Here is a 16,296-nt window from a genome sequence, read left to right as displayed (position 1 = left end):
CTACGTCGTGGGGGGCGCCCCCCAAAACCCCGCGAAGGCCGCGAACCACCGCGGGGTGGGGGGGGGGCCCCGCCCCCCCCCCCCCCGGCCGGCCCCGGGGCGCCCCCCCCGCCCCCCCCCCCCCCGACGACGTGGTCCGCGTCCGGTTCAGCCGCGGACGGCGTTCATGATCAACGACGCGTGGATGGCCTCGGCCGCCGTGGCCCCCGCCGCGGCCGCCGCGGTGAACGACTGCTTCCACCGGGACGCCAGGTCCCCGGCCGCGTACAGGCCCGGGACGCCGGTGCACTGGGTGTCGTCGACGCTCAGGTAGCCCGCGTCGTCGACCGTCAGCTTCAGCTCGTCGACCGCCCGGGCGACGACGGGCTGTTGCCGCTGCGCCGGCGTCCACACCAGCGTCTCCCGCTCCAGGACACGACCGTCGTCGAACTCGACCGCGTACAACGCTCCCGCACGGTGCAGAAGGCGGCTGATCGTGCCCGTGACGACGTCACCGCCCATGCTCCGCGCGGCGGTACGCGCACCCTCCAGACCCGGCATCGACTCATGGCAGATGGCGACCGTGTCGCTGCTCCACGCACGGAACGCCACCGCGGAGAACGTGGCGAGTTCCGCATTGTCCACGACGACGCCCCAGCGCCGGCCGGCGTTCTCCTCGCCGAGACAGAACGGGCAGTGGATCACGCTCCGGCCCCAGCAGTCCGAGAACCCGTCCACCTGTTCCGGGTGGATGTCGACGACACCGGTGGCGAGCAGGACGGTCGGAGCCTCGACGGTGTCGCCGTTGTCGAGAGCGACATGGAAGCGGCCGCCGTCCGTGGTGCGCACGCCCTCGACGTCGGCTTCCCGAAGCTCCACGGTCGCGTACCGGGAGAGTTCCTTCCAGGCGCGCGAGCGGATCTCGGCGGGAGGGGCGCCGTCCAGACCGACATGCCCGTGGACGCCTCCCGACGCGCTGTTCCGCGGTGCGCGCGGGCTGTCCACGAGGACCACTCGCTGGCGGTACCTGGCCAGGGCGAGCGCTGCCGTGAGCCCGGCGGGGCCGGCCCCTACGACGACCGTTTCGGTTTCGCTGTTCGAGGACATGGGTCGGTACCTTCCGTCGGGAACTTGGCCGGGCCCCGTCCCGGTCCTGCCGGGACGGGGCCGTACAGGCGAGGGGCTGCTCAGCCGCCGACGTACTGCGCCAGGTGCTCGCCGGTGAGGGTCGAGCGGGCGGCCACCAGGTCGGCGGGGGTGCCCTCGAAGACGATCCGGCCGCCGTCGTGACCGGCACCGGGGCCGAGATCGATGATCCAGTCGGCGTGCGCCATGACCGCCTGGTGGTGCTCGACGACGATCACCGACTTGCCGGAGTCGACCAACCGGTCGAGCAGGGCGAGGAGTTGCTCGACATCGGCGAGGTGCAGGCCGCTGGTCGGCTCGTCGAGGATGTAGATGTCTCCCGTACCGCCCATGTTGGTGGCCAGCTTGAGACGCTGCCGCTCGCCGCCGGACAGGGTGGTGAGCGGCTGGCCCAGGCTGAGGTAGCCCAGCCCGACATCGTCGAGCCGGGTGAGCACGGAGTGCGCGGCCGGCGTACGCGCTTCACCGGTGCGGAAGAACTCCACGGCCTCGACCACCGGCATCGCGAACACCTCGCTGATGTCCCGGCCGCCGAGGCGGTACCTGAGCACCGACTCCTGGAACCGCTTCCCCTCGCACTCCTCGCAGGTCGTGGCGACACCGGCCATGATCGCCAGGTCGGTGTAGATGACGCCGGCGCCCTTGCAGTTGGGGCAGGCGCCCTCGGAGTTGGGGCTGAACAGCGCCGGCTTGACGCCGTTGGCCTTGGCGAACGCCTTGCGGATCGGTTCGAGCATTCCGGTGAAGGTCGCCGGGTTGCTGCGCCGGGAACCCTTGATGGGCGACTGGTCCACCGTCACCACGCCGTCCCGCCCGGCCACCGAGCCGCGGATCAGGGAACTCTTGCCGGAGCCCGCGACGCCGGTGAGCACGGTGAGCACGCCGAGCGGGATGTCCACGTCGACGTCCTGCAGGTTGTGGGTCGCCGCGCCGCGCACCTCCAGCACGCCGGACGCGCTGCGCACCGACGGCTTCACCGAGGCCCGGTCGTCCAGGTGCCGTCCGGTGATGGTGCCGCTGGTCCGCAGGGCCTCGACGGTGCCCTCGAAGACCACCTGGCCGCCGCCCGTACCGGCCTTCGGACCGATGTCGACCACGTGGTCGGCGATCAGGATCGTCTCCGGCTTGTGCTCCACGACGAGCACGGTGTTGCCCTTGTCGCGCAGCCGGAGCAGCAGGTCGTTCATGCGCTGGATGTCGTGCGGGTGCAGACCGACCGTGGGCTCGTCGAAGACGTACGTGACGTCGGTGAGCGCGGAGCCGAGGTGGCGGACCATCTTGACGCGCTGGGCCTCACCACCCGAGAGCGTGCCCGACGCCCGGTCGAGCGAGAGGTAGCCCAGCCCGATCGAGACGAACGAACTGAGGGTCTCGTCGAGAACCTTCAGCAGCGTCGCGACCGACGGGTCGTCGATGGCGCGGATCCATGCGGCCAGATCGCTGATCTGCATCGCGCAGGCGTCGGCGATGCTGACGCCGTCGATCTTCGAGGACCGGGTCAGCGCGCTGAGCCGGGTGCCGTCGCACTCCGGACAGACGGAGAACGCCACCGCCCGCTCCACGAAGGCGCGGATGTGCGGCTGCAGCGCTTCCTTGTCCTTGGTCAGGAACGACTTCCGGACCCGCGCGAGCAGGCCCTCGTAGGTGGTGTTGATCCCCTTGACCTTGACCTTGACCGGGTCCCGGTGCAGGAAGTCGTCCCGCTCCCGGTCGGTGTAGTCGCGGATCGGCTTGTGCGGGTCGAGGAAGCCCGACTCGGTGAACGACTGCACCACCCAGCCGTCGGGCTTCCAGCCGGGGACGGTGATCGCGCCGTCGGCCAGCGACCTGGAGTCGTCGTAGAGCTGGGCCGGATCGATGTCGGTGACCGAGCCCATGCCCTCGCAGCGCAGACACATGCCGCCGACGACGCTGAAGCCCTTCTCGATCTTCTTGCCGTTCACCACCAGCGTGCCCGACGCGTCGGCGGTGGCGACGTTGAAGGCGAACGCCTTCTGCGAGCCGATGTGCGGCTTGGCGAGCCGGCTGAACAGGATGCGCAGCAACGCGCCCGCGTCGGTGGCGGTGCCGACCGTGGAGCGGGGGCTGGTGCCCATCGGCTGCTGGTCGACGATGATCGCGGTCGTCAGCCCGTCGAGGACGTCCACCTCGGGGCGGGCCAGTGTGGGCATGAAGCCCTGGATGAAGGCGCTGTAGGTCTCGTTGATCAGCCGCTGCGACTCCGCGGCGATCGTGTCGAACACCAGCGAGCTCTTGCCCGAGCCGGAGACACCGGTGAACACGGTCAGCCGGCGCTTGGGGATCTCCACGTCGACGTTCTTGAGGTTGTTCTCACGCGCACCGTGCACGCGGATCAGATCGTGGCTGTCGGCAGCGTGCAGCGCAGACGACTCTAAGTCCGTCCTCGTGCCGGCGGTCATGGCGTCCCTCCCAGGTGTCGGCCACGGCACGCCGTCGTCGTAGGGCCCGAATCGAGCTGATGGTGACCTCGTCCGCCGGACACGTTGCGCGTCGGCACGAACGCCGGAATGCCGTTGTTGTTTGAAATGTGTCAACTGAGGTCATCGGATACCGCTACTGCGGCCCGAAGCTACCACGCCACCGTTACGCCATGTACGAGTTGTCCTGCACCCAGTGGAAACCGCGGTCGACCAGAGGGAATGCGGCGAGATCCAGCCGCTGGAGTCGCACCCGCAGCCGGTAGCCGTCGACTTCGCCTTCCAGGGCCAGTTCGTCGTCGTCGGGACGCTGCAGCGCGAAAGTCGCGTTCCACTTCGGATCGGCCATCTTGAGCAGGCTCATCGAATGGCTGTCCAGGTCGACCGCCGCGACATAGCCGCCGTCGAGAGAATCGTCCATGCGCTGAATGGTGACGGCGTCGGCGGAGTCGAAAACGACGCGACGCCATCGTTGTACGTCGGTCGTCAGCGGGGGCTGTCGCTCCCCGTCGACGGTGAATTCCGCCACGTCCCATATGCCGTAGAGTTCGGGCTTCTCCCGTCCGCCGCCGTACGTCTTCCAGACCGACCAGTCGTTGCGCAGCTGTGCGCGCAGCAGCCACAGACCGGCCGCGACCTGCGCGGCCGCGGCGATCCGGTTCGCGCCGGGCGAGCGGAACAGCTCCTGCGTGGACGACGCGCGGACCGCACGGTCCGACAGAAGGGCTTCGGCCAGGCGGGCCGATTCCGGTGCGAGCAGCACCAGGCTCAGCAGGAGCAGATGGAACGAATGGATCTTCACCGGGACGTCGAAGGTCATGTTCAGAATGAACACCTGGGTCAGTTCCATCGCGCACAGCAGCGCACCCAGCGTCGCCGTCCGCGGCAGGACCAGAAGCAGACCGCCGGCGATTTCCGCGCAGCCCAGCAGGACTTGGTACGGCTTTGAGGAACCCGTCTGCGCCCACAGCACGCTCATGGGGCTGAAATTGCCGAACGGCTCGACGAGTTTGGTGAGTGGCAGGTGAAATTGCAGTGGAATCGCTTTGGCGGCACCGTAGGAGAACATCTGCCCCGCGAGACAGAACCGGACGACCACCTTGAACCACGGGTCCAGCGTCTCGTAGTTCGTCCGGCGCCGGTCCAGCAGGGACCACACCGGTGTCGCCGCGGCGGCGCCCAGCAGCCAGGTGAACTGCCCCACCCACGCGTTCAGGTCGTCGCCGCCGTCGAAGCGCTCACCCAATTCCTTGTCGAATACATGAGCGGCGACCCACTTCCGCACCGGACGCATCGACCAGAGCTTCGCCCAGGCGTCGGCCGCCTCCTGCTTGTGACCCAGTCCGCCGCCCCGCAGCGCCAGAAAGATCTGGGGTGTCGTCAGGCAGTAGGACCCCGCGTAGACGAAGGCGAACCGGAAGGCGCCACGGGCGACACCGCTCCACTGCGACGAGTCCGGCGGGGTACCGGGCCGCGGGCTCCTGCGTCTGGTCGCCCGGTTGGGCTGTGAGGGTGCCAGGAGCCGTAGCAGCTTGCCTGCGCGTGCCTTCATGATTCATCACCTTCACACGGGCCGGATGCGCGGTTCGGACATTGCCCGGTCGATGGATCCCGGGTCAGTTGCGGCGGAATCGGCCGAGCCAGGCGGGCAGTTCGAGGGGCTCCGACGTGGGCGGCAGGATCCCGTGCATGGTCGTGTCGGTGACGGACTCGACGCTCCAGCCGTCGGCGAAGCCCTGGCGCAGGTCGTCGGCGGTCCGCTTCGGACCGGGCGGCTCCGAGGCCGGAATCCCCTCGATCACTTCGGCGAGCCGCGCCTGCATCTGCGCGGCCCCGCGGTCGCTGACCTCCAGCACATGCACGAGCGCCCCCGGGCGGCAGACGCGGTGCAGCGCCGCCGCGTAGGTCCGCAGCCTGTCGGCGTCGAAACTGTGCGCCAGGCCGCAGTCGACGACGGTGTCGAAACGCCCCTCGTAGCCGGCGAGTTCGAGGGCGTTGGCGACGGCGAAGGTGGCGTCGAGTCCGCGCTCCTCGGCCTTGCGCCGCGCGATGGCGACCGCCTCGGACGACAGGTCGAGCCCCGTCACCGCGTAGCCCTTGCCCGCCAGGTGGAGTATGTCCTCGCCGGTGCCGCAGCCCGCGTCGAGCACCGCACCGCTGATGAGTCCGGCTTCCTCGAGTGCGACGAAGGCCGGCTGCGGCCCGCCGATGTCCCAGGGCGGACGCTTGCCGAACGGGCTCTCGCCCCGGTAGACGGCGTCGAAGACATGGGTCAGCGCGTCGATTCCGTCCGGCTGGGCAGCGGGTTCAGTCATGCGGCCATGATTGCGCCGTCCCCGGTTCCGCTTTCGGTCTCTTGCCGACTTCTGTCAAAGCCCGATGGACCCCGCCCGACGGCCGCCCGCCGGCCACCGTCATTCCCGGGACCGTCGACGCCACGGTGTGGCCAATGCCGCCCTGATCAGGTCGTTCAAGCCGGCTGCGGGCCGTACGTCCGGGTCTGGCTGGGTTTCTGGCCGACATCTTTCACGTCGGTTGATCCACCTCGGAGCGGCGACGACGATCAGGCACAGCGACTGGCCGCTGATCTGGATACCACATTTACGGGGGGGGACTCTGGATGGGTTACACCGGCGTCACGGCGGTGCAGGAGGCCATGTGGCTCCAACAGGAGCTTGCCCCCGACCGGCCGAACAATGTGGTGACGCTGTGGGACGTCGACGGTGACCTGGACATCCCCCTGATCACCGAGGCGCTGCGGACGGCGGTGTCCGAGGCCGGGGCGCTGACACTGAACTTCCGCCGGGACGAGGGCGGTCTGCGCGCGGTGGCCCGCGATCCGGAGCGACCGGAGCCGTTCCACTTCGACGTCGGCGACGCCGCCGACCCCGGCGACGCGGCCCGGGCGGTGGTCGCCGAGCTGGTGAGCCGCCCGTTCGACCTGGGTGCGGACGCCCTCTTCCGGATCGGCTCGATCCGCCTCGGTGCCACCCGCCACCTCGTGGTTCTCGTCTTCCACCACATCGTCACCGACGCGTTCGGCGTCGTCACGCTGCTGTCCCGGCGGATCGCGGAGATCTACCGCGCGCTGCGCTCCGGTTCCGCCGTACCGGAGCTTCCCGCGAACGCGCGGGGAGACGCCCGGCAGAAGGACGCCGTGTACCGGGCGTCGAAACGGTTCGCCGAGGCCGAGGAGTTCTGGCGGGCCTACCTCGCCGACGAGCCGGCCGCGGCGCGCCTTCCCGCCGGCGTCCGTCCCGCCGGCGACGGCGGAGCGGCCGGGCCCTGGGACGGCCTCACCGGGCCGCTGGGCATGACCACCCGCACCGCGCGGATCCCGGCCGCCGAACTCGCCGCCTGGCGGCGCACGGCCGACACGGTCGGGACGAGCCTGCCGGACCTGCTCGCGGCGGCGGCCACCGCGTTCCTGCAGCACATGTGCGCCGTCCCGGAACCGCTGCACGAGTTCACCGTCAACCACCGCGTCGGCGCCCAGCGGCTCTCCCTCGGCCTGCTCTCCAACCGGCTGCCGGTCCGGGTCGAGGTGCCGCCCGCCGCGACCCTCGTGGAGCTGGCCGAGGCGCTTGCCCAGGAGCGGCGGCGGGTGCTGCGACACGCGGGCCACGACGTGTCCCTGATCAAGCGGGCGACGGGGCACGCCGGGTCGGTGCGCAGCCCGTTCGGCGCCCTCGTCAACGTCATCCCCTTCGTCGAGGCGCTCGACCTCGCGGGCAGCGTGGCACGGTTCGCCGGCGGCACGTTCGGTGTGATCGACGAGGTGATGATCTCGACCTACACCGACGGCGGGGCCGACAGCGACCTGTTCGTCCGCTTCGACGCCCCGCAGGCGCACTACGGGGACCAGGACGTCGCCGGTCTCGCCGACAGGTTCGTGACCTTCGTCCGGGCCGCCCTGGCCGACCCGCGCGCCCGGCTCGGGGACGTCAGCGTACTCAGCACCGCCGAACACCACGCGCTCCTGGCCGAGTTCGCCGGTCTCGAGGTCGCCCCGACGGGCCTGACGCTGACGGAGCTGCTGGAGCGGCAGGCGGCCGCCACTCCCGACGCGGTCGCGGTGACCTTCGAGGACACCTCCCTGACCTACCGGGAACTGGCCGACCGTTCCGGTCGGCTGGCCCGCATGCTCGTCGGGGGCGGCGCGGGGCCCGAACGGTTCGTCGCCGTCGCGATTCCCCGTTCGCTCGAGCTGGTCGTCGCGCTGGTCGCCGTACTGAAGGCGGGCGCCGCCTACGTCCCGGTCGACCCCGACTACCCGGCCGCACGGGTGGAGTTCATGCTCGCCGACGCCGGACCGACGCTGCTCCTGTCGGTCAAGGGCACGGCGGACCGGCTGCCCCCGACGGACATCCCCCTGATCACGGTCGACGAGGCCCAGCTCACCGACGGGCCCACCGCGCTCGCGCCGCACTCCGTCGAGCACCCGGCGTACATGATCTACACATCGGGATCGACCGGCCGGCCCAAGGGCACCGTCATCACGCATGCGGCGATCGTCAACCGACTGCTGTGGATGCAGGACCGCTTCCGGCTGGACGGCACCGACCGGGTGCTGCAGAAGACCTCCGCCTCCTTCGACGTGTCGGTCTGGGAGTTCTTCTGGCCGCTGATCACCGGCGCCGGTCTCGTCGTGGCACGCCCCGACGGGCACCGCGACCCGGCGTACCTCGCCGGGCTGATCCGGCGCGCCGGGGTCACCACGCTGCACTTCGTTCCGTCGATGCTCGCCGAGTTCGGCAACGAGGAGGAGGCGGGCGCCTGCACCGGCCTGCGCCGCGTCATCTGCAGCGGCGAGGCACTGCCCGCCGAACTCGCCGCCCGCTTCCACGAGTTGCTGGGCGTGCCCCTGTACAACCTCTACGGGCCGACCGAGGCGGCCGTGGACGTCACCGAGTGGCAGTACCGGCCCGGGGCGGGCACCGTACCGATCGGCACACCGATCTGGAACACCGCGCTGTACGTGCTCGACAGCCGGCTCGGACTGGTCCCGCCCGGGGTGTACGGCGACCTGTACATCGCGGGCGCAGGCCTCGCCAGGGGCTACCACGGCCGCTCGGCCCTCACCGCGGAACGCTTCGTCGCCTGCCCGTTCGGCCCGCCCGGGCGGCGCATGTACCGGACCGGCGACCTGGCGCGCTGGAACGGGAACGGCGAGCTGGAGTTCGCCGGACGCGCCGATCACCAGGTGAAGATCCGTGGCTTCCGGGTCGAGCCGGCGGAGATCGAGGCGACGCTGGCCGCGCACCCCGGGGTGGCGCAGGCCGCCGTCCTCGCCCGGCGCGGCCGCGGCGCCGACGGGGCCGCCCAGCTCGTCGCCTACATCGTGCCGACGACCTCCGGCGGCACCCGCGGGTCCGGCGCGGACTGGGACCTCCACGCCGGGCTGGACATCGCCGAGCTGCGGGGCTTCGTCGCGGCCCGGCTGCCCGCCCACCTGGTACCCGCCGCGTTCGTGCCGCTGGACCGGCTGCCGCTGACCGCGAACGGCAAGCTGGACCGGGCGTCACTGCCCGAGCCGGAGTTCACCGGCCGGGCTCACCGGCCGGCCCGCACCAGCGAGGAGCACCTCCTGGCGACGGCGTTCGGCGAGGTGCTCGGGCTGAGCGGGATCGGGGTGGACGACGACTTCTTCACGCTCGGCGGCGACAGCATCCGGGCCATCCAGGTGGTCGCCCGCGCCCGGGCCGCCGGCCTCGCGCTCAGCCCGCGCACCGTGTTCGAGTGCCGTACCGTCGCCGCACTGGCCGCGGCCGCCACCCGGGACACCGCCCCGGCGGCACTCGCCGAACTCGATGGCGGAGGCGTCGGCCTGCTGCCGCTGCCACCGATGGCACGGCTCGTCGCCGAGCGCGGCCCCGGCCTCGACCGGCTCGCCCAGTGGCTGGTGCTGGAGGTACCGGCCGAGACGGACCGCGACAACCTCACCGCGACGGTGCGTGCCGTCCTCGACCGGCACGACGTACTGCGCTCCCGGCTGGTCGACGACGGTCTGCTGGTGCACCCGCCCGGCTCGGTCGACGCGGCCCGGATCGTCAGGCGGGTCGCGTGCCCGGGCGACTGGACGGGGGACGCGTGGCAGGAACTGCTGCGCACCGAGGCCGCCGCCGCGACACGCGACATCAGGGCCTCGGACGGCACGATGCTCCGGCTGGTGTGGTTCGAACCGGACACCGGCGGCCCCGGACGGCTGCTCGTCGCGGCGCACCACCTGGTCGTCGACGGCATGTCCTGGCGGGTGCTGCTCCCCGACCTGGCCGAGGCCTGGCGGCAGGCCCGCACCGGCGAGGCGCCCGTGCTGCCGCCGGTGGGTACGTCGATGCGCCGGTGGCTGCGCGCGCTGACCGACGAGGCGACCCGGCCCGGGCGGGCGGCGGAGGTGTCACTGTGGCGCGACCTGCTCGCCGCCCCCGCGGCCGCGGTCGGTTCCCGGCCGTTCGACGCGAAGACCGATGTCACCGCGGCCACGGAAACCGTGCGCGTCCAGCTCCCCGGCGACCTCACCGAGGCCGTGCTGACATCGGTGCCGGCGGCGTATCGCAGCGGCGTCGACGACGTCCTGCTCACCGCCCTCGTCCTGGCGCTGGCCCGGCACCGGCGCGGCGTGACCGACGACGCCACGGTCGTACGCCTGGAAGGCCACGGCCGGTACGAGGAGCTGGCCCCGGGCGCGGACCTGTCCCGCACGGCCGGCTGGTTCACCACCGTCCACCCGGTCCGGTTCGACCTCTCCGGCATCGATGTCGACGAGGCGATCGCCGGGGGAGCGGCCGCCGGTGACGCCCTCAAGCGGGTGAAGGAGCAGCGGCGCGCGCTGCCCGACCAGGGAATCGGCTACACCCTGCTGCGTTACCTCAACGACGAGACAGCGGCGGTGCTGCGCCCGTACCCGGCGGACGAGATCGGCTTCAACTTCCTGGGCCACTTCTCCTTCGACTCCTTCGACGGCCCGGAACCGGCGCGTGGCCCCGGATGGACGCCCGCGCCGGAATGCGCCGAACTCGTCGCGGCACCCGACCCCGGCATGCCGGCGCTCAGCGCACTCGAACTCGACTCCCTGGTGACCGACACCGGGGACGGCGCCCGGCTCACCGCCCTGTTCACCTTCGCCACCGGCGTGCTGTCCGCCGACGAGGTCCGCGACCTCGCCGGCACCTGGTGCGCCGCCCTGCGCGGCCTGCACACCCTCGTCACGACCGGTGCCGGCGGCCTCACTCCGTCCGATGTGGCGCCGGTGCCCGTCGGCCAGGCCGAACTGGACGCCTGGCAGCGGCGGTTCGGCCGGGTGAGCGACGTGTGGCCGCTCACACCGCTGCAGGACGGCCTGCTGTTCCACACGATGCTCGCGGACACGGCCTCCGAGGCCTACCAGACCCAGTTCGTGTTCCGGCTCAGCGGTCCGGTGGACCCGGTGCGCCTACGGGCCGCGGGCCAGGCCCTGCTGGAGCGGCACCCGAACCTGAGGACCGCGTTCCTGTCCAGCGCGACCGGCGAGTCCGTGCAGATCGTGGTGGACGACGTCCCCCTGCCCTGGCGGCAGGTGGACCTCACCGGCGACCCCGAGGCCGAGGCACGGCTCGAGGAGATCCTCGCCGAGGAGCGGGACACCCGCTTCCGCCCCGACAGCCCGCCGCTGCTCCGGCTCACCCTCGTCACCCTGGGACCGGAACGGGCCGAGCTGGCGCTCACCGCCCACCACGTCCTGCTCGACGGCTGGTCGGTACCGCTGATCGAGCGCGAACTGATGGATCTGTACGCGGCGGACGGCCACGACACCCGCCCACCGCACCCCCACGGCTACCGGGACTTCCTGCGGTGGCTGTCACGGCAGGACGCGGCACGCTCGGCCCAGGCCTGGGCCACGGAGCTGGCCGGCGTGGCGGAGCCGACCCTCCTGGCGCCCACGGCACGCCCGGCCGGCGGCGGCAGCGGGCAGGTCGACGCGGCACTGAGCGGCGAGGACGCCACCAGGCTGGCACGTCGAGCCGCCGAGTGGGGCGTCACCCCCAACACCCTGGTGCAGGGCGCGTGGGCCGTCGTACTCGCCGAGCTGACCGGTCGCGAGGACGTGCTGTTCGGCACCACCGTCGCCGGCCGGCCGTCCGAACTGCTCGGCGTGGACAGGATGATCGGCCTGTTCATCAACACGGTGCCGGTGCGGGTGCGCTGCACGCCGGACGACCGCCTCCCGCAGCTGCTGGACCGGCTGCAGGAAGCCCAGGGGAGGCTGCTGGAGCACCATCACCTCGGGCTCGCCGACATCCAGCGGTCGACCGGGCTGAGCGCGCTGTTCGACACGCTCGTGGTCTTCGAGTCGTTCCCCGTCGACCGCGTCGGCCTCGTCGCTGCGGGCGCATCGGCGGACCTGGCGGTGACCGGCATCCGCCCGTACGCCCCACCGCACTACCCGCTGACCGTCATCGCGGCGGCCGACCCGCTGCTGCGCCTCTCCTTCCAGTACCAGCGCGACGCCTTCACACACGCCGAGGTGGAGGTGATCGCCGGCCGGCTGGTGCGGGTGCTGCGGCAGTTCGCCGCCGAACCGGAGACCACCGTCGGCGCGATCGACGTGCTCTTCGAAGCGGAGCGCGAGCAGGTGCTGCACGGCTGGAACGACACCGCGGCCACGCTGCCCGAGCGGACCGTCCCCGAGTTGATCGCCGAGCAGGCGGCCACGACACCGGACGCGGTGGCCGTCGAGCACGACGGTCACCGGCTGACCTACCGGGAGCTGGACGAGCGCGCCAACCGGCTGGCGCACTGGCTGATCGAGCAGGGCGTGCAGCCACAGTCGCGGGTGGTGGTGCTGCTGCCCCGCTCGCTCGACCTGGTCGCGGCGCTGCTCGCGGTGTGGAAGGCCGGCGGCGCCTATGTGCCGGTGGACCCGGAGTATCCGGCCGCGCGGGTGCGGTCCGTGGTCGAGGACAGCGCGCCCGTACTGGTGCTGGACCCGCGGCGGCTGGCCGCGGCGGACCTGTCCGCCCAGCCCGCCCACGCCCCGCGGACCGAGGCCGGCCGCCACCACGCCGCCTACGCCATCTACACCTCCGGCTCCACCGGCAGACCCAAGGGCGTGGTCATCGAGCACGGCGCCCTGAGCAACCTGCTCACCGGCATGCGGGACCGCTTCTCGCTGTCGCCGGACGACCGGCTGCTGGCCGTCGCCACGGTCGCGTTCGACATCGCCGCGCTGGAACTGTTCCTGCCCCTGCTGACCGGTGCCCGGGTGGTGCTGGCAGGCAAGGACACCATCACCCAGCCCTCGGCGCTGCTCGACCTCGTCCAGCGGGCGGGCATCACCCTCATGCAGGCCACCCCCGCCCTCTGGCAGGTGCTGGTCACCCACGCCCCGGACTGCCTGACCGGGCTCCGCGTGATCACCAGCGGCGAGGCCCTGCCCACAGCCCTGGCCCACACCCTGTGCGAGCACGCCGCCGAGGTCACCAACCTCTACGGCCCCACCGAAGCCACCATCTACTCCACGGCCGCCCGCCTCGAACCAGACACCGCCGGCATGCCGCCCTCCATCGGCGGCCCCGTCGCCAACGCGCGGATCCTCATCCTCGACCGCACGCTCCGCCCCGTGCCTCCCGGCGTGCCCGGTGATCTGTGGATCGCCGGGCACGGCCTGGCCCGTGGCTATCACGGCCAACCGGGCATGACCGCCGAACGGTTCGTGGCCGACCCGTTCGGTCCGCCGGGTACGCGGATGTACCGCAGCGGGGATCTGGCCCGCTGGACCGGCACGGGCGAGGTCGAGTACCTCGGGCGCTCCGACCACCAGATCAAGCTGCGCGGGTTCCGCATCGAACCCGCCGAGATCGAGCGCACCCTGACCGGTCATCCGGCCGTCCGCCAGGCGACCGTCATCGCCCGCGAGGACAACCCGGACGACCGGCAACTGGTGGCGTACCTGGTGCCCGAGCCCGGCGGCGCCGTGCCGCCCGCGGAGCAGCTGCGGACGCTGGTGGCGGAGCGGCTGCCGCAGTACATGGTCCCGGCGGCGTTCGTGGTGCTGGCAGAGCTGCCGCTGACACCGAACGGAAAGCTGGACCGCCTGGCGCTGCCGCGGCCCGAGTTCGACGGGGACGCGTACCAGGCTCCGCGCACCCCGCGGGAGGCGGTGCTGTGCGGGCTGTTCGCCGAGGTGCTGGGAGTGGAGCGCGTCGGCGTCGACGACGACTTCTTCGCCCTGGGCGGCCATTCCCTGCTGGCCACCCGCCTGGTGGCGCGGGTGCGCGCCGAGCTGGGCGTGGAGGTCCCGATCCGGATCCTGTTCACCGCCCCCACCGTTGCCGAGCTGACCGACCGCTGGAACGAGATGTCGGCCTCTTCCCGAAAGCCGCTGCGCAGGATGAGCGAAAGGTAGAAGCACCATGATTCCCCTCTCTTACGCGCAGCGGCGGATGTGGTTCATCAACCGCTTCGAGGGACCTTCCTCGACATACAACATCCCGCTGCTCCTGCGGTTCCACGGAAGCCTCGACACGGCCGCGTTACGCGCCGCGTTCCAGGACGTGCTGGTCCGCCACGAGGTGCTGCGGACGGTGTTCGACGACGTGGACGGCCAGCCGTTCCAGCGCGTCCTCGGCCCGGCCGAGATCGAGCTTCCCTGGCAGGACTGGGGCCGTGTCGCACCCGACCGGGTGCCGGGCGTGGTGTCGTCGGTGTCCGGCAGCTGGTTCGACCTGTCGGTCGACGTACCGCTGCGGGGATCGGTCGTCCAGTGCGGTGAACAGGAATTCGTGCTGGTGCTGGTGATTCACCACATCGCCGGTGACGGCGGATCGCTGGCGCCGCTGGCGCGGGACATCTCGGTGGCGTACCGGGCCCGCGTGGCAGGGAGCGCCCCGGAATGGTCCGAACTGCCCGTGCAGTACTCCGACTACGCGCTGTGGCAGCAGGAACTGCTCGGCGACGAGTCCGATCCGCAGAGCGTCCTTTCGGTGCAGGCGGCGTACTGGCGCGAGGAGTTGGCCGGGATCTCACGACCGCTGGCGCTGCCCCTGGACCGGCCCCGACCCGAGGTGGCGAGCTTCCGCGGCGGATCCGTGGAACTCGGACTCCCGGGCGAGGTGCGGGCGCGCGTCGAGGAGCTGGCGCGGGCGCGTGGCGTGACGGTGTCGATGGTGTTCCAGGCCGCACTGGTGATGCTGCTGCACCGGCTGGGCGGCGACGAGGACGTCACCGTCGGCGCCCCGATCGCGGGCCGCACCGACGAGGCGCTGAGCGATCTGATCGGATTCTTCGTCAACACCTGGGCGCTGCGGGTCCAGGTCAGCGCGGACCGGTCGTTCGACCGGGTCCTGGAACAGGTACGGCAGAAGGCGCTCGCTGCGTACGACAACCAGGACGTGCCGTTCGAGCGGCTGGTGGAGCTGCTGCGGCCGGAGCGGTCGACCGCTCATCACCCGCTGTTCCAGGTCGTGCTCGCCTGGCAGAACAACGCGCGGCCGGAGCTGGACCTGCCCGGCGTGACGGTGTCCATGGAGCCCGTCCCGACGGGCTCGGCGAAGTTCGACCTGTTCTTCAACCTCGCGCCGGACGAGTCCGACGGGTCGGTGAAGGGGGAGATCGAGTACGCCACCGACCTCTTCGACCGTTCGACGGTCGAGGGCTTCGCGGCGGCGTTCGTCCGGGTGGTGGAGCAGGTCGTGACCGACCCGCGGACCACCGTCGGCGCGCTCGGCATACCGGGCGACACGCAGCGGGAACACGCCGTCGCGGCCGCACCGCGCGAGGCCGCGGGCCGCCCGCTCGACGCCGAGGAACGCCACAGGATTCTCGTCGAGTGGAACGACACGGCCCGCGACTTCCCCTGCCCGGGCCCGGTTCACCTGCTCTTCGAGGAGCAGGCCCGGCTACGGCCCGACGCGATCGCACTGCGCTGGGCCGGCGGAACCATGACCTACGGCGAGCTGAACCAGCAGGCGAACCGTATCGCCTGGGACCTCAAGGAGCGCGGCGTCGGCCCGCAGACCGTCGTCGGGGTCGGCATCCGCCGCGGCCCGGCCATGATCGCCGCCGTGTTCGGCGTGCTCAAGGCCGGCGGCGCCTATCTGCCCCTGGAACCGTCGCTGCCGGCCGACCGCGTCGCCGACATGCTCGCCGACGCCGAAGCGACCCTGGTGCTGTCCACCGCGGACACCGAACGCTGGACGGTCCCGGACGGCGTCGAGGTCATCGAGGTGGACCAGACCCGGGCGGCACAGGCGGCGCTGCCCGATCCGGAACCGGCCGCCGGGCCGGACAACACCGCCTACATCATCTTCACCTCCGGCAGCACCGGAAAGCCCAAGGGCGTCGAGGTCACCCATCGCCCCGTCCACAACCTGCTCAACTGGTGTTACCGCACTTTCGACTTCGGTCCCGACGACGTGGCCCTGTGCGTCACCTCGCTCGGCTTCGACCTCTCCGTCTTCGACATCTTCGGTCTTCTCGGCTGCGGCGGCGGCCTCTACATCGCGGACGCCACCCAGCAACGCGACCCCCAGCTCCTGCTCGACCTGCTGCTCACCGAACCGATCACCTTCTGGGACTCGGTGCCCACCACCCTCAACCAGGTGGCCTCCGTGCTCTCCGGGAACACCGGACACCAGGGAACCGACGACCTTCGCCTCGTCTTCCTCTCCGGTGACTACACGCCGTTGTCGCTGCCGGACGAGGTCCGGGGGGTGTTCCGGAACGCGGAGATCGTCAGTCTGGGCGGGGCGACCGA

General features: G+C 71.7%; 6 protein-coding genes. 2 read left to right on the top strand and 4 right to left on the bottom strand.

The features are described from left to right. Positions 1 to 147: 147 nt before the first annotated feature. From FB157_RS46475 to FB157_RS46460, 4 genes are all read right to left on the bottom strand, one after another. Positions 148 to 1,086 (bottom strand): FAD-dependent oxidoreductase, encoded by a 939-nt coding sequence (locus tag FB157_RS46475; protein ID WP_145887811.1) that lies wholly within the window; start codon positions 1,084 to 1,086, stop codon positions 148 to 150. Positions 1,087 to 1,166: 80 nt separating this feature from the next. After that, complete coding sequence (locus FB157_RS46470; RefSeq protein ID WP_145887809.1) at positions 1,167 to 3,545, bottom strand: excinuclease ABC subunit UvrA; 2,379 nt, start codon at positions 3,543 to 3,545, stop codon at positions 1,167 to 1,169. 184 nt (positions 3,546 to 3,729) lie between these two features. Then, positions 3,730 to 4,857 (bottom strand): DoxX family protein, encoded by a 1,128-nt coding sequence (locus FB157_RS46465; protein ID WP_186582007.1) that lies wholly within the window; start codon positions 4,855 to 4,857, stop codon positions 3,730 to 3,732. A 322-nt stretch (positions 4,858 to 5,179) separates the two neighbouring features. Then, positions 5,180 to 5,878 carry a class I SAM-dependent methyltransferase gene (locus tag FB157_RS46460; protein WP_145887805.1) on the bottom strand — a complete coding sequence of 233 codons (699 nt, stop codon included), beginning with the start codon at positions 5,876 to 5,878 and terminating at the stop codon, positions 5,180 to 5,182. A 305-nt stretch (positions 5,879 to 6,183) separates the two neighbouring features. Here FB157_RS46460 and FB157_RS46455 point away from each other — a divergent pair, with 305 nt between their 5' ends. Both FB157_RS46455 and FB157_RS46450 read left to right on the top strand, forming a co-directional pair. Beyond that, positions 6,184 to 13,947: a non-ribosomal peptide synthetase gene (locus FB157_RS46455; RefSeq protein ID WP_145887803.1), complete on the top strand. Its 7,764-nt coding sequence runs from the start codon at positions 6,184 to 6,186 to the stop codon at positions 13,945 to 13,947. Positions 13,948 to 13,954: 7 nt separating this feature from the next. Beyond that, positions 13,955 to 16,296, top strand: a 2,342-nt coding sequence (locus FB157_RS46450) for a condensation domain-containing protein (protein WP_145887802.1), incomplete at its 3' end; no start/stop codon positions are given.

The organism is Streptomyces sp. BK340 (assembly GCF_007827595.1).
Lineage (GTDB): Bacteria > Actinomycetota > Actinomycetes > Streptomycetales > Streptomycetaceae > Streptomyces.
The sequence above is the reverse complement of the archived record's forward strand: the minus strand, read 5'-3'. Positions and strand labels throughout refer to the sequence as shown.

Coding starts and splice junctions, on each gene's coding strand:
- FB157_RS46475 (WP_145887811.1), bottom strand. CDS start 1,086: ATGTCCTCGAACAGCGAAACCGAAACGGTCGTCGTAGGGGCCGGCCCC.
- FB157_RS46470 (WP_145887809.1), bottom strand. CDS start 3,545: ATGACCGCCGGCACGAGGACGGACTTAGAGTCGTCTGCGCTGCACGCT.
- FB157_RS46465 (WP_186582007.1), bottom strand. CDS start 4,857: ATGCGTCCGGTGCGGAAGTGGGTCGCCGCTCATGTATTCGACAAGGAA.
- FB157_RS46460 (WP_145887805.1), bottom strand. CDS start 5,878: ATGACTGAACCCGCTGCCCAGCCGGACGGAATCGACGCGCTGACCCAT.
- FB157_RS46455 (WP_145887803.1), top strand. CDS start 6,184: ATGGGTTACACCGGCGTCACGGCGGTGCAGGAGGCCATGTGGCTCCAA.